Origin of the sequence: Candidatus Uabimicrobium helgolandensis (assembly GCF_041508025.1) — a bacterium.
Classification (GTDB): domain Bacteria; phylum Planctomycetota; class Uabimicrobiia; order Uabimicrobiales; family Uabimicrobiaceae; genus Uabimicrobium; species Uabimicrobium helgolandensis.
The window spans coordinates 1,761,453-1,781,992 of sequence record NZ_CP165719.1 but is presented as its reverse complement, the minus strand read 5'-3'; the positions used below and the strand labels follow the sequence as shown (position 1 = coordinate 1,781,992).

13 protein-coding genes are annotated in these 20,540 nt (G+C 34.3%); 4 read left to right on the top strand and 9 right to left on the bottom strand.

Annotated elements, in window-relative coordinates; all coding sequences use genetic code 11:
- Positions 1-274: 274 nt before the first annotated feature.
- The 4 genes from UABHE_RS06535 to UABHE_RS06520 all read right to left on the bottom strand — a co-directional run bounded on the left by UABHE_RS06535 (position 275) and on the right by UABHE_RS06520 (position 7,096).
- The gene (locus tag UABHE_RS06535; protein WP_372369450.1) at positions 275-3,724 is read right to left on the bottom strand and encodes a protein kinase; all 3,450 of its coding nucleotides are present in this window, start codon (positions 3,722-3,724) and stop codon (positions 275-277) included.
- Positions 3,725-3,935: 211 nt separating this feature from the next.
- Complete coding sequence (locus UABHE_RS06530; protein WP_372369449.1) at positions 3,936-5,708, bottom strand: serine/threonine protein kinase; 1,773 nt, start codon at positions 5,706-5,708, stop codon at positions 3,936-3,938.
- 21 nt (positions 5,709-5,729) lie between these two features.
- The gene (locus tag UABHE_RS06525) at positions 5,730-6,431 is read right to left on the bottom strand and encodes a glycosyltransferase (RefSeq protein WP_372369448.1); all 702 of its coding nucleotides are present in this window, start codon (positions 6,429-6,431) and stop codon (positions 5,730-5,732) included.
- Between the two features lie 353 nt (positions 6,432-6,784).
- On the bottom strand, positions 6,785-7,096 hold the full coding sequence (locus UABHE_RS06520) for a YceK/YidQ family lipoprotein (protein WP_372369447.1): 312 nt from the start codon (positions 7,094-7,096) through the stop codon (positions 6,785-6,787).
- Between the two features lie 122 nt (positions 7,097-7,218).
- On the opposite strand from UABHE_RS06520, the gene UABHE_RS06515 reads away from it, so the two are divergent.
- Positions 7,219-8,160: a hypothetical protein gene (locus tag UABHE_RS06515; RefSeq protein ID WP_372369446.1), complete on the top strand. Its 942-nt coding sequence runs from the start codon at positions 7,219-7,221 to the stop codon at positions 8,158-8,160.
- Positions 8,161-8,226: 66 nt separating this feature from the next.
- Here the strand turns inward: UABHE_RS06515 and UABHE_RS06510 are convergent, their stop codons facing one another.
- From UABHE_RS06510 to UABHE_RS06495, 4 genes are all read right to left on the bottom strand, one after another.
- On the bottom strand, positions 8,227-9,186 hold the full coding sequence (locus UABHE_RS06510; RefSeq protein WP_372369445.1) for an alcohol dehydrogenase catalytic domain-containing protein: 960 nt from the start codon (positions 9,184-9,186) through the stop codon (positions 8,227-8,229).
- 100 nt (positions 9,187-9,286) lie between these two features.
- Positions 9,287-10,450: a M20 family metallopeptidase gene (locus tag UABHE_RS06505; RefSeq protein ID WP_372369444.1), complete on the bottom strand. Its 1,164-nt coding sequence runs from the start codon at positions 10,448-10,450 to the stop codon at positions 9,287-9,289.
- A 132-nt stretch (positions 10,451-10,582) separates the two neighbouring features.
- A complete protein-coding gene (locus UABHE_RS06500) occupies positions 10,583-10,924 on the bottom strand; it encodes a hypothetical protein (RefSeq protein ID WP_372369443.1) in 342 nt (113 codons plus the stop codon).
- Positions 10,921-11,361 (bottom strand): GNAT family N-acetyltransferase, encoded by a 441-nt coding sequence (locus UABHE_RS06495; protein WP_372369442.1) that lies wholly within the window; start codon positions 11,359-11,361, stop codon positions 10,921-10,923. The genes UABHE_RS06500 and UABHE_RS06495 overlap by 4 nt, the downstream gene beginning before the upstream one ends.
- 83 nt (positions 11,362-11,444) lie before the next feature.
- Between UABHE_RS06495 and UABHE_RS06490 the strand changes: the two genes are divergently transcribed.
- The 3 genes from UABHE_RS06490 to ctlX all read left to right on the top strand — a co-directional run bounded on the left by UABHE_RS06490 (position 11,445) and on the right by ctlX (position 18,992).
- Positions 11,445-17,684 (top strand): hypothetical protein, encoded by a 6,240-nt coding sequence (locus tag UABHE_RS06490; protein ID WP_372369441.1) that lies wholly within the window; start codon positions 11,445-11,447, stop codon positions 17,682-17,684.
- Between the two features lie 79 nt (positions 17,685-17,763).
- Positions 17,764-18,042, top strand: coding sequence for a hypothetical protein (locus tag UABHE_RS06485; protein WP_372369440.1), 279 nt, complete (start codon positions 17,764-17,766; stop codon positions 18,040-18,042).
- A 14-nt stretch (positions 18,043-18,056) separates the two neighbouring features.
- Positions 18,057-18,992 carry a citrulline utilization hydrolase CtlX gene (gene ctlX / locus UABHE_RS06480; RefSeq protein ID WP_372369439.1) on the top strand — a complete coding sequence of 312 codons (936 nt, stop codon included), beginning with the start codon at positions 18,057-18,059 and terminating at the stop codon, positions 18,990-18,992.
- 50 nt (positions 18,993-19,042) lie between these two features.
- On the opposite strand, the gene UABHE_RS06475 is transcribed toward ctlX, so the two are convergent.
- Entirely contained in the window at positions 19,043-20,341 is a 1,299-nt protein-coding gene (locus tag UABHE_RS06475) for a cytochrome c family protein (protein ID WP_372369438.1), read from the bottom strand.
- Positions 20,342-20,540: the final 199 nt, after the last annotated feature.

Here is a 20,540-nt window from a genome sequence, read left to right as displayed (position 1 = left end):
AACTAGGCTTGGCAAGGTAGTAATTAAGTCACTAAAGAAGAAGAAGAACAACAATATTCAAAAATAAAAATCTAAGCTAAAAATATTAGCGCTTGTCATCAATAAAATAGTCACCGTGACCTTTATTGTAATCGTAGGCTACTCGGACTACTTTTGAAATCGACCAAGGTCACGGTTATAGGCTACGATGATGTCGTAACTCTTTAGAATTTTGAACTTTGACAAAACATAAGAATTTTTCTTAATTGATGGCACGCCTTAACATCATAGAGGACTAGTTTGAATTGTTAACTTTTGCTTCAATTTCTCTTATTTTTGCGCTGACAAAATCTTCTTTACTAGGCTCGTGCTCAACAATAATAGGCCAAGCAAAATTGTAGTACTTTAAGGATGTTACAAAATCATTTTTACGTTCATAGATTTCGCCTAAAAGAAGATAAGGTCTATACCAAGAAGGAGTTTCACCGACAGCATGCTTGTAGTTCAAAATAGCTTTTTCATCATTACCTTGACGATGATAAATTTCACCTAAAAGGAGATAGCCTTTTGCTTTTTGCTTTAGAGCATTATTATGGTTTGAACGCAGTGTTTCTTCTAACATACTGATGGCTTTATCGGGCTCTATCGACTTCATTTTCTTCGCTAATTCATTTACACTCATTATATATGATGTTCGTTGTTGGTATAGAGGATTTCCAAAAGAAATACTTTTGTACTCATCGTAAAGGCTTAATTCATTGTTCTTTGCTTGAAGAATTCTCACTTTTAAAAATGCAATTTCATCTTTTAAGAAACGACTCTTATTAGCAAGCATTGCCTCTGATATTTCATTTATATACTGCAAAGCTTTGTTATGTTTTCCTGCTAGATGTAATAGCATCGCCTTGAGTAAAAGAGCCTCTAAGTTGTTTTGCTTGTCTTGGTCAATATAATCGGACAACTGTTCGCTCTTAACGCTACCTGTTCTCGCTGTACTTAAAAAATAAGAAATTGCGCGATTTTGTAATTGTAACCATTTGTCAGGTAACATATTGTCTAGCTCATTTTGAGCTTTTTTACATAAATCAATCCAGCCGTTTTTAAACTTACTTGCTTTATTGGAAATAAGTTCGCTTTTTAGAATGTGCAAAAATTGCCCTAAATGCCAGTATTGCTGTTGTTGAAAAGCAAGTTCCATCCATTCTTCGTATATTTTTTTTCGCTTTTTCCAATTAGGTGCACACCAAAATGAATGACTATAATAATTAAAAGCGTCTTCGTATTTTTCCTGCGTTTTCTTTATTCTTGCAGCTTCATATGCGGCCTTGTAATGAGAAGGCTCCATCTCCAACGCGCTAATAAAATGAGAAAAAGCTCTATCATAATATTTATTTTTCCCTTTTCTAGCTTGCGTCAAAGCCATAAGCCCTTTTAGATAATACAAGTTACTTGATTCGTTTTCTACTGATTGAAAGTCTTGAAAATACTGGCCGTGTTCTTCGTTTAAAAATTGATAAACAAGAGAGGCTTGCTCATAGTTTAAATGATCGGATATCCGCGATAAATTTTTTGCTGCGTAGCGTTTTACACTTCCCTTTATTGTTTCACTTAACTGGCCACCGCCTAACTCAATTCCACAAGCAATTAATTCATAAAAAGCTTGAGGAGAATATGGCTGTTCTTGAAGAATGCTGCGAAATTCATCTATCGCGTCTTGGTGCAAAGCTTGTTTTTTTAAACACAGACCTTTGTGAAACAAAGCAGCATTTTTAAGTTCAACAGGAGAGTCAATTTGCCCTAGTTTTTCTTCCGCCAAACGCAAAAGACCAATTTCCTTGTAAACAACTCCCAAAACAAGTTTCCATAATGAATTTTCAGGATTTTCATCTACCAATTTCAAGGCGAGATTGTGCGCCTCAACTACATGATTATTTGCCACTAACAATAACGGAAAATTTCCTCTAGAGTCCGTAAAAATTTCACTCTTTAAAGATGATAGTTTAGCTTTCGCTTGTTTATGACGAATACCTATGAGCCATTGAAGCCGCGCTTGAAGAGATTTTGTGAGATCGTCTTCTTGATAATATTTATCCATTGAGTCAAGAGCTTTACTTAAATACCCAAGATGGAAATAGGCTAATGCTCGCGAAAAATAATCTTTTTTCTCTAGTTTGTTAATAGCAATGAGAAAATCGTCAGTAGGTAATTCTTGCCATTTTTCTACTTGCGACCAGAAATCTCTCGTACTTTTACTAACCCAATATTCATTTGCTTGCCAAATTAAATTTTCTAAGTGAAGAGGTGGAGTGTATATATCAAAAGCATTTCCTACTGTTTTAAGTGCTTTTTCAAGGTTATCACTACTTTCTTTCTCATTTACAGACGGAAAAGAAAGGAATCGCTTGGCTTGGGAAAGTTCTTGAATAAATAGTTTTTGTTGAACATCGGATTTCTTATTTACAACAGTAGAGTTGTTCTCAGGGGTAGAATTGCCAAACATTAAAATAAAAGACATTGTAATGATAATCAAAACCATTGCTGCTAAAGTAGCTTTACGGATAAAACGATAGTGACTATTAAAAAATTTAGTCACCTGTGTTGAAAGCCCCGGTTTTTCTAAAACGACGTCTTCACCTTTGAGATATTTTTCCATTACATCAGCAAAATCATCGCAATTTTTATATCTAGAAGTTGTCTTTTTTTCTAAAGCTTTAAATATAATTTGCTCTAGTATCGGAGGTATTTTTGGATTCTTCTTCATTAACGAAGCTGGTTGTTGTTTCTGAATTTTGTGATACAGTTCTCGTATCGATTTTGCTTTAAATGGAGGATTTTCGCAGAGCATTTCGTATAATACAGCACCAAGAGAATATGTATCTGTGTGCGGACCAATGTCTTCGCGAATTCCAAAGGTCTGCTCAGGAGACATATAATAAGGTGTCCCCACAGCAACACCTGTCTGAGTAAGTTTTTTTTCTAAAGGATCTGTTATCATCGCCAAAGAAAAATCTGTGATCATCGGAAAAGGTTCACTTACCGTACAGTCCATTAACACATTTGCTGGTTTGACATCGCGATGGATAATACCAGCTTTGTGAATATGTGCAAGTGCACGTGCGATAATTATTCCTATTCTAATAGCTTCATTTATATCTTTTGTTTCTAATTCTTCCCAGTATTCATCAAGCGTTGATCCTTCTACAAAATCCATTGCAAGAAAAGGAATGTTATTGATTTCTCCTGAATCCCTTATTGTTACAACTCCTGGAGATTTTACCATAAGTGCGGAACGAGCTTCGCGATCAAAACGCTCTTTACGAATTTTTTTAGCATCGCCACCATCGCGAATGATTTTAAGAGCAACAATGCTACCATCTCTTGTATCTTCAGCTTTGTAGATAACTCCCATTGCACCACTAGCAACTCGCTCCATAATTTTATAGGGGCCGTAGGACTTGTATGATTTTTTCTTTACAGGAGCAGAGTTAGAGTTAGAATTAGAGCTTTGATCATTTTTGACATGATTTCGGAGTTTTTTAACAATAATGCGATGTTGCATTTTGTTGATGGTATTTTTCTCCAGCAAAAAATCAGGAAGTTCGAGCTTTTTATTTTGGGCTTTTAAATTTTTGTACTCTTGTAGAATGCTATCTAAAATCTGGGGTTCTACAAATTTTTCCTGGTGTAGAATTCGAATATAGTTTTTCTCTAATTTTTCTATTTCTTGTTCTATTGTATTATTCATAAAATTTTGGCAACAAAAAGATCGCTACCACCCCCTAAAAAAAAGCTTCAAATAAGAATATATCTACTAGGGCGTGTCGACATCTAGATTTTTATAATGCCACTATTTTAGGAGTAGCGAGATAACAAAGCTAATCTCTAAAAAAGCTAAATTATAAATGACAACACACCATAATAATAACAGACAATCAGCCAAAAAGCAAATAAGCGTTCTAAGGTTTCCAAACAACAATCACATAAAAAGCACATATGAGCAAAAACACAAATAAAGCTCCTAGAACCGCAAATTGATGTCGTTCTACTTCATCGGTAATGATATGGAAAATTGTAGGTGGTTTCGCCATAATTGGTTCATTGTTTAAATATCGTTCTAAATCTTCAGAAAAAGCTTTTGCTGATTCATAACGCCTTGCTGGTTTTTTTGACATAGCTTTTTCAACTATAGTTTCTAAATTTGCAGGTACGCGACGATTTATTTTCTTTATTTTTCTTGGTCTATCATAAGCAATTTTGCGATACAAGTGCGATACATCGTCTGCTGTAAACGGCAATTTTTCAGATAGTAATTCGTAGAGCATTACACCCATAGCAAAAACATCACTCGCTGCCCCAATCTGATTTTTGTTGGCAAGAGCTTGTTCTGGAGACATGTAGTAGGGCGTTCCTAACACGATACCACTCTGAGTTAAATCTATGGCCATCGAAGTATCTTTCGCTAGACCGAAATCTGTGATATGTGGTTCACCATCATTATCAATTATGATGTTCGCAGGTTTTAAATCTCTGTGTATAATATGATGACGGTGCGCATGAGATATCGCGAGAGCCACTTTTTTCATTATGCGAACAGACTCATTCATATTTATACGCCATTTTTTTCTATAATCAGATAAAGTTAAGCCTTCAACATATTCCATTGTAAAGTAAGGCGTTCCATCTATTTCTCCTGCATCATAAATGGCAACTATATTTGGATGATTTAATTTTCCTGCAGCTTCTATTTCACGGTGAAAACGTGCAACATACTTAGGGTTTGTGGCGTCAAATCTTTTCATTACCTTGATCGCCACCAAACGGTTGTTGTCTTTTTGTTTTGCTTTGTAGACAATTCCCATTCCTCCGCGCGCAATTTCACCTAGAATTTCATGGTTCTCGAACATTTGCAAAAAATTTCCTGGAATCATAGCTTGTTGTTTTTTGCTTTTCTTTTGAGATTCAAGTATCTTTGTCTGCGGAATAACTAAGCGATTCTGTACGAAGTCTTCTTTATTATTTTGTAAAAGATCCAAAGACGATTCAACATCTACTTTTTTCATAATTTGTGTAGGATGGTCTTGAATTGCTTCGACTTTTTTTACAATTTCTGATGGAATATCATTATTATCTTCTGCTTGTTTTTCTGGCAAAGAAACAGAACTATTTATAGTTAAGTCTTTGGGAATGCCTTGGGATGACATACTGCGCATTGTCTGCGTTGGCCGGCGTACTACAATGTCATCTGTGACTAAATCATCACTAGATTCGATATCTAAAGCCTGCATTTCCTGCGTTGGATAATCTTGGATGGCTTCTACTTTTTTACGGATATTTTGTGGAATAACAACATTATCTTCGTTAACTGTTTCTATGGCTTTTTCTATTTCGCTTTTATGAATCACTTGCGTAGGACGATCTTGCATTAATGCAACTTTTTTTAGAATGGATGACGATGGCTTTTTCTCAACTACTTTCATTTGTTGTGTTACTCTAACTTTTAAATCTTTCACAGACTTTTCTAGTTGTTCATTCTGCGAATTTAATTTTTGTTCGACCTCATTGTTTATTTGATCAAAAATTTCTTTTGTAATCCACTTATTTTTAATACATATTAATGATAAGTTCATGGTTGGATTTTGCTGTAATTTTCCAATAGCACTTCTCACTTGATCTTCTGTTAAATACTTTTTTGAGATAGCAATATGTGCAAAAAGTATGTTTTCATCCATAATATAATCTACTTTTTCTAATTATTTTTTTCGTCTGTTAAAAGCGTGTATATACCATCGCAAGTAACTAGGCATCCATTTCCACATTTCAAACTTAGATGATCCACTTGTTCTATCAATCCACGTTGTTGGGATTTCTGTGATTTTGTAATTCAATAAAAAAGCCTTAACAACTAACTCCATACCAATTTCAAATCCACCTTGGCTTAACACCGTAATATTTTTTAGGACATGTTTTTTATACATTTTAAAGCTATTGGTTACATCGTGCGTTGGAAAACGACGAAGCCAATATAGTGATTTCCCTGCCAATGACGACAAAAATTTCTTTAAAATAGGTCCACCAATTTGCTTTCCTCCGCGCATATAGCGCGATCCGCAAACAATATCAAAGCCTTCTTCATGAATTTTTTTGTACATTAAATCAACAACAGCGAGATCATCAGAAAGGTCTGCCATTGTTACAAGTACTGTACAACCACCAGCACATATGAAGCCAGTCTTAATCGCATTAAGTGCGCCGCGACCAAAATGATTTTGTACACAACGAATTGCAAAATTATAATTATCTGATATTTCTTCGACAATAGGAAGTGTATTATCCTCAGGAAAATCATATACAATAATTAGTTCTAAAGGTAGTTGTATTTTTTGACAAACCTCTTCCACTAATTTTTCAATATTATCAGCTTCGTTGTACACAGGACAAATTATAGATAGCACGAATAAATAACCTACAAAAACGGTTAACATTGTTTTGAAAATGCTTGGACTAGCACTACAGTAGATGTAACGAAAATAATTGACTGCTTTTTCATTTACAACTTTGTGTAAGACGCGCTAACATTTAGGTTTTATATAATGTCAGTTATTTTAGGGAGTAGTGAGACACTTTGAAAGCGCAAAGTTGCGCTCTGTAACTAAAAAGTAACGCAGCTAATCTCTAAAAGACCAAATTATAAGGAGATAAATGTCGATACGCCCTAATTTCAATACCTTTAAATTTTACCAGTTTTTTATTTTAGTTCAATATATAAGGATTTGAAATATTATTTTAGGCACAACAACCTAGGGTTTTAGTAAGAAGGTACTGATTGAGGTGGAACAGTTTCTCTTTCGTATTCTGTAAATTGCGCAGAACTTTTTATAAAAAATACAGCCGGAAGAGTTAAAGTATCGAAAACAAAGCTAAAAGGCATATCAATAACTCCCAAAGCGATATTTTCTTCTAACATATCAATATCAAAACCGACACCACCATAGTAAGCTATACCTTTTTCTGGCGTATCGTAGTCTGTTTTGAACAAAACAGGTCTTTTTAGATTTGTAATTGTACCACAACCACAAAGTGATATGATAAATATATATAGTATTATTTTGCGCATCATATTTCCTAAGATCAAAGCATACAAATAAGTGGCTAAGTAAAATCCTAGTTCTATCTTGGGCTAGTCACCTAAAATCTTAAATGAAAGGTTTTAGCGAACAGTAATATGCTCGCTTACTAAAGATGAACATAAAAATAAATAAAAATTATCGTTATGTAACTACATTACTATGGTACATAGCTTTTTTAATACTTGCAAGTGCTATTAGTTATTTACTGGTTTTAAAAGCCGTTACTGGATTTAATTTGGTCTTTCTGTTTATTACAACAACTATTTCTTTTTTTTATATATTAATGATTGCAGAACATGTTTTTTTAAAAATAAAACAACCTGCTCTTATAGCTAACGAATCAGGAATAAAAGACTACAGCGGTGGAATGGGAAACATAGCTTGGGATAATATTAATGGTATTTATATTTTAAATGCCATCCCTGATAAGGAGCTATACATCGATATCGCGAACCTTCGCAGCGTACCGTTACGTCCTTTTAGTATAAAAAAAAGTTTCTTTCAAATTTTATCTCTTATTATTTCAAAGCGATACGTACATAAAATTGAAATAAGCACAAAACAAGCATCTACGCTAACTTGGGCTAATCTAAGAACGATACTTTCTCATCAAAATAAACTTCTTAGTGAATTTCCAGGGCAAAGTTTTATAAAAAACAAAGAACTAACAGCAAAAGAATTAGAGTTATTAGAATCACTAGAACTAGATAAACGCTTACCCATTTGGAAAGCAATTTCTAATTTATTTCTTGATGTTGACATAGAATTTCTTCATGGCTCCATAGCCCAAACTTTAGCAAATTCGCAGTACAATTTACAAATGCTAAATGATATTTATAACAATGAAGTTGCTCCTGTATGTTACTCTAATTTATTTTTCGTTATAGGTAAATGGAGTGGATTTTCCGAAGAAAGTCTAAAAATTAATATCATCAAACGTTTATATAAGCAAAAATTTCGCAAAAAAAAATTCGACTTCAATTATTTTCATACATTTACAACACGAGAAGACTGGCAAATAATAATAAAGAAAGTAGAAGAATTACGGTCATAAGTAATCCCAAAAGTAGTTACCTGTTGAATACACCACTTCAGATTTCTAGTTTGTCAGCTCACTTAGTTATTGTTCGCAATCTAAGAGTATTTTTTGGGCTCCCGGTCGTTGCGCAGCTTCGTAAGCTTTAACTCCTTCGCTCAGTGGAAAAATACTCTCTACAATACTCGAAAAATTTAGAGAATGTTCACTAAGTAGTTTTAAAGCATCGCTAAATAAACCACAACGTGAACCTACTACACTAATTTCATTTACAACAATATCCGACAAAGAAACAGGTGTTGTGCCACTGTATGTACTTTTTAAAACTAACACTCCTTGTGGACAGATCATTTCAAGAGCTAAATCAACGCCAGAAGGACTTCCTGTACACTCAATGACGACATCTGTTCTTCGGAAATCATTATGTTCATCGTTTTTTTGTACACTACACCCTAAACTCTTAAAAATATTAAGTTTATGGGAGTATTTTCCGACGATTTTTGGTAAACACCCTTTTGCAATCAGTGCTGTCGCAATAGTAAAACTGAGTTTACCATCACCAATAACTGCAACGCTCGTATCTTTAGAAATATTTAGCTGATGAAATATACGGCAAGCAGCAGCCAAAGGTTCTACGAAAACAGCATCTTTATCATTTATATGAGATGGAACAACATACAAGTTTTTATTGGGAATTAAAGCGTACTCTGCATGAACGCCATTATAATTTAATATTCCTAGAACTTTGCGATATCGGCAATGATTTGGTATTTGTCGCGAACACATATCACATTTTTCACATCCAATGTTAATTTCACCAACAACTCTTTTATTAAGTAAAAAAGACTCTTCTGATTCAACGACAGTTCCAACAAATTCGTGTCCAGGAATCCCAGAGAAACCTTTATAACCTTTTAAAAGATGTAAATCAGTGGAACAGATACCAGCAAGAGTTATTTTCACAAGTGAATATAGAGGTTTTATTTCCGGTATAACGGCTTTTTTTAAAGACAAATTACCTTTTGATAGACTAAGAGCAATCAAAATTAAACTCCATTTTCTGATAGTAATAAATTTTAGCAAGTACTTCAGAGCCTGTTATAAAAATATCTGAGGTTCTCCGTTCTTCGCATCTAAAATATTTTTACTCTAAGAATTTTTGCCCAGCGATTCTTGCAACAGCAGAGAAATATGCGGCTCCAATAGCCAACACGCTTTCGTCAATGTCAAATTTGCTTGAATGTGCAGGAAAATTTTCTCTTCCTTTTATTTGCGATCCAAAACGCACATAACTACCTGGAACATGTTCTAGATAATAGCTAAAATCTTCGCCACCCATATTTGCAGTGTACAATCCTTTTATTTGCTCATTTTCTACTACTGTTCGTGCAGCCTCTTGTGACAAATCAGCCATGTTTTTTTCATTAATAAGCGGTGGAGTCCCATCAATAAAATTTACTTCAACATTCGCTCCATGGAGCCCACCGACAGAGAGGGCTATTCTTTTAATAGATTCTCTCAAATAATATCTTACATCATTGTCTAATGCGCGAATAGTTCCTTCGAGTTTTGCAGTCCCTGCAATTACATTTGACGCAGTACCAGCAGAAAACACCCCGACTGATATTACCGAAGGTTTTGCAGGATCTACTTCTCTTGAAACTATTGTTTGTAATGCCATAACAATGAGGCTACCAATTACAACAGTATCGATACTTTCATGTGGTCTAGCCCCATGCCCACCTTGACCATTTATTGTAATGTGAAATTGATCGGTAGAAGCATTTACTGCACCACTGGAAATAATTATTTCACCAGGAGTATAATGTCTATCTACATGGCCGCCAAAAATCGCGGCAACATTTTCAAGTGCACCTTCTTCGATCATACGACTTGCGCCATTACCGTGTTCTTCTCCTGGTTGAAATAAAAAGCGTAAACTGTACGGTAGGTTTTGTAACGCTAATGTTTTTATGGTTCCAAGAAGCATACTTGTATGACCATCATGTCCGCAAGCATGCATAACCCCACTATTTACAGAAGAAAATTCTAAGCCCGTTTCTTCGCAAACAGGTAAAGCATCTATATCTGCGCGAAAAGCCAAAAATTCGTTAGTTAAACCAGGATTAATTTCAGCAATAATTCCGGTCCCTGCAACAACGCGATGAGAAATTCCCCATGATTGTAATTTTTCGCATATCTTGGCGCAAGTGCGCTTTTCTTGCCAGCTAAGTTCTGGATGTTTATGTAAATCGCGGCGAAATTCAATAATTTCATCTAGTAAATCCGCTGATATTAAATTTGTCATGTAGTTTGTCCTACTAGTTGTTTTGGAACAGCTTCAACAAAATTGAGCTCCAATTACAAAAGTGTATCATAAAAAAATCATTAGCAAAAGTCGTCTCTAATATTTTGTTAAGATTTAGCGATACAAATGACATTAACTGCGTTTTTTCTTCCAATTGTGAATAGCATCAAGTAAGTAGCTCTCTGCGCGACGAAATTCTTCTTCTGTGGGCCTTTGTGATAAAGGAGGTCCTACTTGCATGTCATTTTTTCTATTCTTTTTTCTAGTATACATGTACAAATCAATACGATAATTACACATTTCCCAACTCGCTTCACCTTTTTTGTAATCTTTCATTGCCAATTCAAGGGAAACAACAGCTTTTAATTCTTCTTCGTAAGCTAAAATTTGTTCTGACACATGCTCCTGGTCATATTTTTTATCAGCCAACTGACAAGATATACACAAAAACAAAATAAGTGGTAAGTATTTCATTGTTCTTTCCTCATATCAATATGCATGATGCCATCTTCATCGTATGGAGAACTGATAGCATTAAATCCAAAAGATTCGTAAAATTTTTGCAAGTGAACTTGTGCCGCTAGTTCTATCGCAAATTTAGAAAACTGATCATTGATTTTTTGTAAAGCGTAATCTACGGTGGATCTAGCAACACCTTTTTTACGCATGTTTGGCAATGTAAGAACCCTTCCTATTTTAATTTTATCAGGGCAAACAATAACTCGTAAGTAACACACCAACGCGTCACCGCAAAATCCTTGCAAATGCCAAGACTGTTGGTCTTTGTCATCTAGATCTAGATAAAAACACTTTTGCTCAACAACAAACACCTCTTGCCTTACTTTAAGAATTTCATATAATTCATATAAAGTCAAATCGCAAAATCTTTTCCAACTAAATATTATTGACATAATTTTTCTATCCTTTTCTATCTAGAGCGCGTCAATATTCAGGTTTTTGTATCGATAATTACTATTTTCAGTAAAGGGATACTATGAAATATATCTTACTACTACTTTTTTGCTCATCCTTGTTATTAACAAATGAAATTGGATTTGATGAGTGGTTCAATCTACAAGACAGAAAAAAAGCTTTAAAAAAACTCATACCTGGTACCAAAGAGTATTTCTACTACCATGCGCTTTACTATCAACATCAAAAACAATATGACAAAGTCCACGAAATTATATCAAAATGGACTGAGCAACACGAAATGACTTCGCAATTAGAAGAAATTAAACATAGGCAAGCTATTTTTGACTATGACAAAAAGCCACAAAAAGCTCTTGATCATATCATTGATGAACTTGAACTTTATTTTGATGATCAAAAAAAACAAAATAACACCAAGACAAAATACCCAAGTACTTTAGACAATAAACTTTTGTCTAATGATGTTTTACAGAAAAAAAATCTGTATGATAATAACCTACAAAACATAGAACAACAAGTTTGGGAGAATTTAATAAACGAAGATCTTTCTCCTGACGCAACACATGCACTTTTAAAAAATATTAATCGTCCTGACCACGAACGTTTACCAATATTAGTAATCTCTGACTTACAATATAAAAATAGTCGCGGATTTGGTTCTCTTAAAATACACAAGAATCTTTTACTTAAACAATTAGACGAATGTTTAACGCGTATGCCACAGCTCATACATAATTCCAACTTCATTCACACTTACATTCTTAAACTTCATCCCAATTCACATAAACAGCAAAACAATATCGCGCGCATTAACTACATCAGCCGTCTATGGAAGTTTGTGAGTAAACTTTCTACTGCTCAAAACTCTATCAAAGCACATACTTTATATAACTTTTTACACGCTAGTTTACAAGAAGACAAATACCCAAAAGATTTTTTTATTCGCTACATAAAATTACCGCGCAAAGTAAATTACATTAACACGGAGTTCTTAAGAAATGCACAACAAAAAGTAAACATGCGTGCCAATTACAATCAATACACAAAACTAGAAAATATTGGCAATGATGAACAACTTGTCCGCCAATATTTACAGCATTTTCTAAAAAAAGCTGATAATTACGAAGAGTTTAGTGCGTACATTGATAACGAATATCTCAAAAAGCTATTTGTCGAAACCAAAATAACAAATGGTATTGACGCAAATGATTGGTACAGTCTTCTTTCTCCAGAAGAATATAAAACCATTACCGAAAGAATAGAGTTAAATTTTACGAAAAACAACCCTAAATACTTTAGCTCAAAAGACAAAGTTAATTTAGAAATTGCGATAAAAAATGTCAAAAATCTTGTTGTAAAAACATATTTCGTTAACACCAAAAATTATTATCTAAAGCACAACAAAAAAATAACAACAGCGATTGATATTGATGGCTTGGTGGCAAATAAAGAGCAAGTGATTCACTATCCACAAGATTCGCAAATTGTTCACATTGAAAAACTTGAGTTAGATCACATAAAAAAACCAGGAGTATACATTGTAGAATGTATTGGCAACGGTAAAAGTAGTAGAGCTTTAATTCGCAAAGGTAATCTTGTTTGTCTACAACGAGTAGGTTCCGCCGGTCATGTATTTTCCGTGTACGATGACAATGAAAAACTGCTAAAAACAGCACAAATTTATTATGGTGGCCGTGTTTATAAAGCAGATGAGCGCGGAGAAATGGTTATTCCTTTTACTAGGCGTCCTGGCCAACAATCTTATATAGTGAACAGCGAACATTTTTCTATGTTAAAGAGATTTGAGCATTTATCTGAAAAATACCACTTAAAAGCGAAAATATACATTGACCGCGAACAATTGTTAAATAAAAGATCATGCCAAATCATCGTTCAACCTAAACTATATGTACATAGTAATTCTATCAGCGTGTCATTACTTGAAGATGTGGTATTAAAGATCAAAACCACAGACGCCAATGGCATTAATAACATACAAGAGGTAAAGGATTTTAAACTCCACGACACCTCCGAAACAATATACACTTGCAAAATTCCAAACCAACTAACAAATTTCTCCATTACCTTACAAGGAAAAATAGATAATCTCAGTAAGGGAAATAAAGATATTCTTAAAAGTACAGTACGGCAACAAGTAAATGGTATTGATTCTACTTACAGTACAGAAGACATTTTCTTACGTTATATTGGCGGTAAATACGTACTTCAGATTTTAGGAAAAACCGGAGAAGTATGTAAAAAACGCATTGTCAATATAGAATGCAAGCACCGCAATTATAAAAAAACTATACATTTTACTCTACAGACAGATGAAGAAGGACGCGCGTATCTTGGTAAGCTAGAAGATATTAGTTTTATTGAAGCTTCTACTTTAAACGCCAAACATTCTTGGCCTTTCAGCCACAATAACTGTTCCTATCTAAAAGCTTACAATATTGCTGTCGGTGAGATTTTATCACTACCAATCTTTCATAAAAAAAGTAATACTCGCGACATTTGTTCACTTATAGAGATGCGCGGTGGGAATTTTATATATGATAAAAATGATCATGTATCATTAAAAAATGGTTTTTTAGAAATCAAAAACCTAGCTGCCGGTAACTACTCATTATGGTTAAAACGCGCACAAAAAAATATTGCCATTCGCGTTGTACAAGGGCAAAAAAAGCACAACTATATTTTAGGAAAAAATCGTTATATACAGTATAAAAACAAGCGTTCACTCCATATCGCAAACGTTCGTCGCCACAAAGACGCCGTACGTATAAAGCTGCGTAACCACACAAAAAATACCCGCGTGCACGTAGTGGCAACGCACTTTGTTCCCAAAAACAATATCTATAATACTCTTAAAACAACAAAAACAAATGATATACAAGCACAGATAATAGATTTGCCTCAATCGCTATATCTTTCCGGTAGAAAAATAGGCGACGAATATCGCTATATTCTAAACCGCAAGTACGGGCCCAAATACCCAGGAAATCATTTGCGGCGGCCAAGCTTATTACTCAATCCTTGGGCACTGCGCGACACCTATAATAATAATCATTTTTTTCATCAAAGGCAAGCTTGGGATAACGTTGAAAGCCATAAGAAACTACTTGTTACAAAAATGAGTGCTGACTACGCTGATGGCAAAGAAAACGCAACCTTAGATTACAGTAATTTGAATTTTTTAAAAAATACTTCATTGATTTTGGCGAATCTCAAAACTGATAAAAAAGGGGTAATTTCTCTATCAATTTCATCTTTACAACCACGCCAACATTTACATATTTTAGCCGTAGATGATAATGACACCGTTTATCGCCAATTAAGTTTACCACAGATGAAAGAAAGTTATCAAGATTTACGTCTAACTACAGTTCTCAATAAAAAGAACCATTACACACAGCGCCAAAAAACTAGTGCTGTTTTATCTGGACGTTTGTTTAGTGTTAGTAACATTAGCACTGCAAAAGTGGAAGTATACGACTCTTTGGAAAAAGTGCACAACTTGTTCTCGACTTTAACTAAAAATGACAATTTAAAAGAATTTGACTTTGTCTTACGCTGGAACAGACTAAAAACAGTACAAAAAAATCATTTATATTCTAAATATTCCTGTCATGAGTTAAATTTTTTCATCTACAAAAAAGATCACAAGTTTTTTACAGAAGTGATTAAGCCATATTTAAAAAATAAAAAAAATAAAACATTTCTAGACCAGTGGTTATTGGGAAATAGTTTAGAAAAATATCTATCTCCAGCCATATTTGAGTCATTAAATGTATTTGAGCAAATTCTATTAGGGCAACGCCTAAACAGCAGTAATATGTTTCAGCACATAGAAGACCTAAACTCTTTACGCAAAATAAATACTGACGACTTAAATCACAAGTATCGCACAGCTGTAACTCTCAGCTCTCTCACTAATAAAGATAAAATAGGGTTTTTAGATGCCGTAGATAAAATCACCGTAAGAAAACCCTTGCCAAAAAGTAAAGTTTTTGAAAAAAGCGAGGGTGATGACGAGTGGGGCGATGAGAGTGATGGTGGTGATGATGATGACGATATTAGTAGTGATTTTGGTGACGAAGACTTGGATTACGACGACTACATCGAAGATGAATCCGCAGAAACAGAAGAAAATGAACCAACTAGTGTTCAACAATTAGTTTCTAAGAAACTAAATTTCAAAATTGGTTTAGTACAGCGCAAGAAAGTGCGAGCTTTCTACCGTGGACCAGTGCAAACAGAAGAATGGGTTGAAAACAACTATTACCATGTTGCAATAGAAAAACAGGCTAATCTAATCAAAGTAAATAATTTTTGGCATGACTACGCACGACATACTAAAGGTCCTTTTTTATCCACAAATTTGATCGAAGCAACAAATAGTTTCTCGGAAATGATTATAGCTCTTGCAGTACTTGATTTACCATTTTCTCCTCAAGATCATCAAGTAGAATACAATAATGAAAAAATGACCTTGTCCCCTGGAAGTAATGTAATTGTATTTCACCAAGAAATTGAAAAAACTTCAGCGGTAAATAATGATTCAATTCTCACGCGTCAGAGATTCTTTGCACGCGATGATCGCTACACTTATATCAATAATGAACGAACAGAAAAATTTGTAGAAAATGAATTCCTAATAGGTAGTGTATATGGTTGTCAGATCATCATAACCAATCCTACTTCTGCAAAAAGAAAAGTAAATGCGTTGATGCAGATTCCACAAGGAGCTATTCCAGTATCAGATGGATTTGAAACCGATAGTCGTTACGTTGAATTAAAAGCATATGGAACAAAAGCTATTGAATACTATTTCTATTTTCCATTTACCGGAAACTATCATCTCTATCCAGTACACATTTCGGAAAATGAAAAGATCGTTGCCCACGAAAAGCCTTTCTTGTTTAAAGTTGTGAAACAATTGTCAAAACAAGACACTTCATCGTGGAAATATATTTCCCAACATGGCACAGAAGACCAAGTGATCAATTACTTACGCACACAAAATCTTCAGCGCATTGATCTTGACTTAATAGCTTTTCGTATGAAAGAATTGAATTTCTTTTCACGAGCGCTACCAATTTTGCAAAAACGTCAAGTCTTTAATGACACATTGTGGTCATATACTCTATTTCACAACAATAATCCAAAAGATATAGCTGACTACCTTGCAACCACCGAATATTCTGAATATTGTGGCATGTACATTAATGCGAGTATTCTCAACATAAACTCTGTAGAACAACAAGAATATCAGCACCGTGAATACTGGCCTTTAATTAACATGCGCATAAATCAGTTAGGTCAAAAACGCAAAATACTCAATCATCATTTTTTTGAACAGTACAATGCTTTTATGTCCTATATGCGTTATCGTCCACAACTAACAGACCAAGATCTTCTCACTTGGGCAATCTATTTATTAGCCCAAGATCGAATTGATGATGCGCTCACAATCGTAAATCGTATTAACAACGAAAACCTCGAAACTCAAATTCAATATGATTATTTACAAGCTTACATTTCATTTTGTCTTGAGCAACCACAAAAAGCGAAAAACATAGCCAGAAAATATGAATCTTACCCTATAAAACGCTGGCGTACAATGTTTAATAATGTGTTATCTCAAGTAAAAGAAATCGAAAATAAAAGTAATATTATCGAGAATGTACAAGATCAACAAAAACAGTTCGCCGACCTTGAAGAAGATTTCGAGTTTATAGTAGACCAAAAACAAATTCATCTCAACTACCATAACCTAGAAAATTGCGAAATTAACTACTATCCAATGGATATCGAGTTACTGTTTTCTCGCAACCCTTTTGTCAAAAGTACCACAGGACAATTCTCTATTATACGTCCAAACATAACTCAAAAAATTTCTTTAAATAAAAAGCAAAAAAAATTAGTTCATAATTTACCGTTAAAATACACAGAAAAAAATGTTTTAATAGAGATTGTGGCAGGAAGTAAAACTAAATCACTTGCCTACTATCCTCATAATCTAAAACTGCACATTTCACAAAACTATGGACAGCTACAAGTACGCCATGGAAGCAATAATGACATGCTAAGCAAAGTATATATTAAAGTGTATGCTAAACACAAAGACAATATTGTTGAGTTTTACAAAGATGGCTACACGGATCTTCGTGGTCGTTTTGACTACACTTCTTCTAAAAATACTAATCACTTAGACAGTGTCCAAATGTTTTCTATTCTAATCCTAAGTGATAAATACGGAGCGATTGTTCGCGAAGTAAAACCACCTAAGATGTAGTAGTGATATTTAATAAATTGCACCGTCAATTCGTGCGTTTTTTTACAGAAAAAATGCCCATATCTCACAGGAGAACACTATGCTTTTAGTTATAAACGACCCCGAAATTGTTGCTCTTATTTCAGCAGTTCTTGGAATTGTTCTAACTCTGCTAAAATTTTTCCTCGAAAAAAAGAAAGATAATAGCGAACCAAATGCTTGGAAAAAATTCAAACAAACAACTACAATACTATTAGTCGGATTTTGCTTAGGGGTTGCAACTTGTTTTTACTTGTTTGTTAGCTCTGACTGGAAAGTTAAAAAAGCCTTTAAACGCTTTTTCAAAAAGCAAAAGCAGTCTTTTCATCAACCACGTTAATTGGAAAACAACGTATGAACAACCAAACAACAAAATCGCTCATTATGATACGACCAGCTAATTTTAATGCGAACAACCAAACGAGAAAATCGAATGCTTTTCAATCATCAACAACTATGCCAGCAAATATACAAAAGAAAGTGCAAAATGAATTTGCAAATATGGTTAAAATTTTACAAAAGAATGCTGTTGATGTTATTGTCATAGAAGACACTCCTCTACCGCAGAAACCAGATGCAGTGTTTTTAAATAACTGGTTTTCAACTCACGATAGCGGAGTAGTTGTTCTTTATCCTCTAGAAGCAGAAAATCGCCGTAAAGAAAGACGTCTCGATATTTTTGACACATTGATAAACAAACATCTGTTTTTGTTTTCTGAAATAACTAACTTGAGCTTATCAGAACACGAAAACAGATACTTGGAAGGAACAGGAAGTGTTGTTCTTGATCGCAAAGATAAACTAGCCTATATGTGTTACTCTTCTCGTAGTTATTCAGAAGTGCTAGACATGTTTTGCCGGAAACTGGGTTATGAAGCCGTTTCATTTCACGCATATGATGAGAACAGTAACCCTATTTACCATACCAATGTCATGATGTCTATTGGAGATAAATTTGCGGTTATTTGCGAAGAATCAATCAAAAATGCAGGTGAACATGAACGAGTTATTAATTCTTTAAAAAACAGTTCGCGGGAAATTGTCAATATTGATTACTCACAATTACATTCTTTTGCTGGTAATGTGCTGGAAATTAGGAATGAGAAAGAAGAAAACCTTTTAGTTATTTCGCAACAAGCTTTCAATTCTCTAAATTCTAAGCAAATTACTCAACTCGAAAAATATGTACGGTTAGTACCAATAGCGATTCCAAATATCGAATTGTATGGTGGAGGAAGTGTGAGGTGTATGATCGCGGAGAATTTTCTACCACACGAGAATGATTTCTAAGCAAATCACAAATTTTGATGCTCATTTTGAGCATCAAAATTTATTATGTACTACTTACGTGGAGTTGCTTTCCACTTGTACTTGCTTTCAGCTGGAAGAACAGCATCAAGAGATGCTAACTTACCACCATCATGGCTCTTAGTGAATTTTCGTGCTTGCAAAGTAATAAAATTTGCCGCTTGATTAAGGTTGCTTTTATTCTTAAAATTTAACTTTTTAAATAAAGTAAGTAAAGTTTCAATCTCAGGAACTCCACCAGACTTATTATTCACCGCAACAAGTCTTTTATAGGCGATATTCGTGCGCTTCATTTTTGCATCATAATACGCTCCTTTTTGGGTAGCTTTTGACACACCACGAAGAGCATACTCTAAATCGAGCATTGCACCAACAACAAACATTACACGTAATCTCTTCTGTGCACTTTTCGCATTGGTTGTGTTATTACCACGAACAAAGTTATGACGAATTAAACCTTGCGACCATGCCACAACTTCAAAATTAGCGCTTCCTGCTTTATGGCCACCCACATTTACCAATTTTTCATTACCAACGCTATGACACTGGTAGCAATTCTGTGCTATTTGGTAAATATCTTCAGTATTATACATGCCTTTTCCAGTGGCTACTTTAAGTCTTCCCATCCTGTCCTTAGTTCTGTCGTTGTGAATGTTGATCCAGTCTCTTGCTGCTCCATGACATGATTCACAAGACACACCAGAGATTGCTTTTGGCTTTCCTCTGACTTCTTGACGTGTATAATGACATCTTGCGCAAAAATCGTTGCGCTTAATGCTTCCTTTTAGACCCATTTTTTTGGCAATAGATTTTGCGCGAGGACGTTTATGCAATTCTTTAAAAGTATTAAAGTGTGGCGTTTTTTTCCAAACCCCTACAGCTTTTTTATGACAGTTACCACATTTATTTGCGGTCATTACTTTTTTAGGGTCTGTTTTTAAAGGCTTTTGGCTATCAATTAGTTTAAGCATCGCTTTGTCTTCAGCTGTCAAGTTAATCTCTGCACCTCCTCCAGCAGGAGGAGGTGTTGTTCCACCGCCCTGGGAAAGACCAGCAACTTTAGCTTGCGCCGCTTTTAAACGAGACTTTGCAACACCTAAGTTTTTTTGATATTTTTTCGCTACACTCTTCCATTTTTTCATTCCGTTAGCATCGCCACTTTTTTTAGCTTTTGCATAACGACCTTTAGCAGCGCTAAAGTTTTTCGAAAATTTCTTAGCCAAACCTTCATATTTCTTTACAAGGCCTTGCCATTTAGCTAATTCTGCATTGTCTGCGTAAAGAGCAGTTACTAGAAAGCAACAGACAACAAAAACTAAATATTTTTTCATATTTGTGTTATATGAGGACTATATTTAACACTTCACTATTAAATATAATTTACCCCAATCTCCCTTCATAATAGGCATCAATGTTGTAATCGTAAATTGTATATTTTATATTTATAACAGCTATTTTAAAATTGTGCAAATGACAAATCGTGTTTCAAACAATTATTCTTCTGTATCCTTAACACTATCTAAAAATAAG

Coding starts and splice junctions, on each gene's coding strand:
- UABHE_RS06520 (WP_372369447.1), bottom strand. CDS start 7,096: ATGATGCGCAAAATAATACTATATATATTTATCATATCACTTTGTGGT.
- UABHE_RS06505 (WP_372369444.1), bottom strand. CDS start 10,450: ATGACAAATTTAATATCAGCGGATTTACTAGATGAAATTATTGAATTT.
- UABHE_RS06475 (WP_372369438.1), bottom strand. CDS start 20,341: ATGAAAAAATATTTAGTTTTTGTTGTCTGTTGCTTTCTAGTAACTGCT.
- UABHE_RS06500 (WP_372369443.1), bottom strand. CDS start 10,924: ATGAAATACTTACCACTTATTTTGTTTTTGTGTATATCTTGTCAGTTG.
- UABHE_RS06515 (WP_372369446.1), top strand. CDS start 7,219: ATGAACATAAAAATAAATAAAAATTATCGTTATGTAACTACATTACTA.
- UABHE_RS06485 (WP_372369440.1), top strand. CDS start 17,764: ATGCTTTTAGTTATAAACGACCCCGAAATTGTTGCTCTTATTTCAGCA.
- UABHE_RS06495 (WP_372369442.1), bottom strand. CDS start 11,361: ATGTCAATAATATTTAGTTGGAAAAGATTTTGCGATTTGACTTTATAT.
- UABHE_RS06535 (WP_372369450.1), bottom strand. CDS start 3,724: ATGAATAATACAATAGAACAAGAAATAGAAAAATTAGAGAAAAACTAT.
- UABHE_RS06490 (WP_372369441.1), top strand. CDS start 11,445: ATGAAATATATCTTACTACTACTTTTTTGCTCATCCTTGTTATTAACA.
- ctlX (WP_372369439.1), top strand. CDS start 18,057: ATGAACAACCAAACAACAAAATCGCTCATTATGATACGACCAGCTAAT.
- UABHE_RS06530 (WP_372369449.1), bottom strand. CDS start 5,708: ATGGATGAAAACATACTTTTTGCACATATTGCTATCTCAAAAAAGTAT.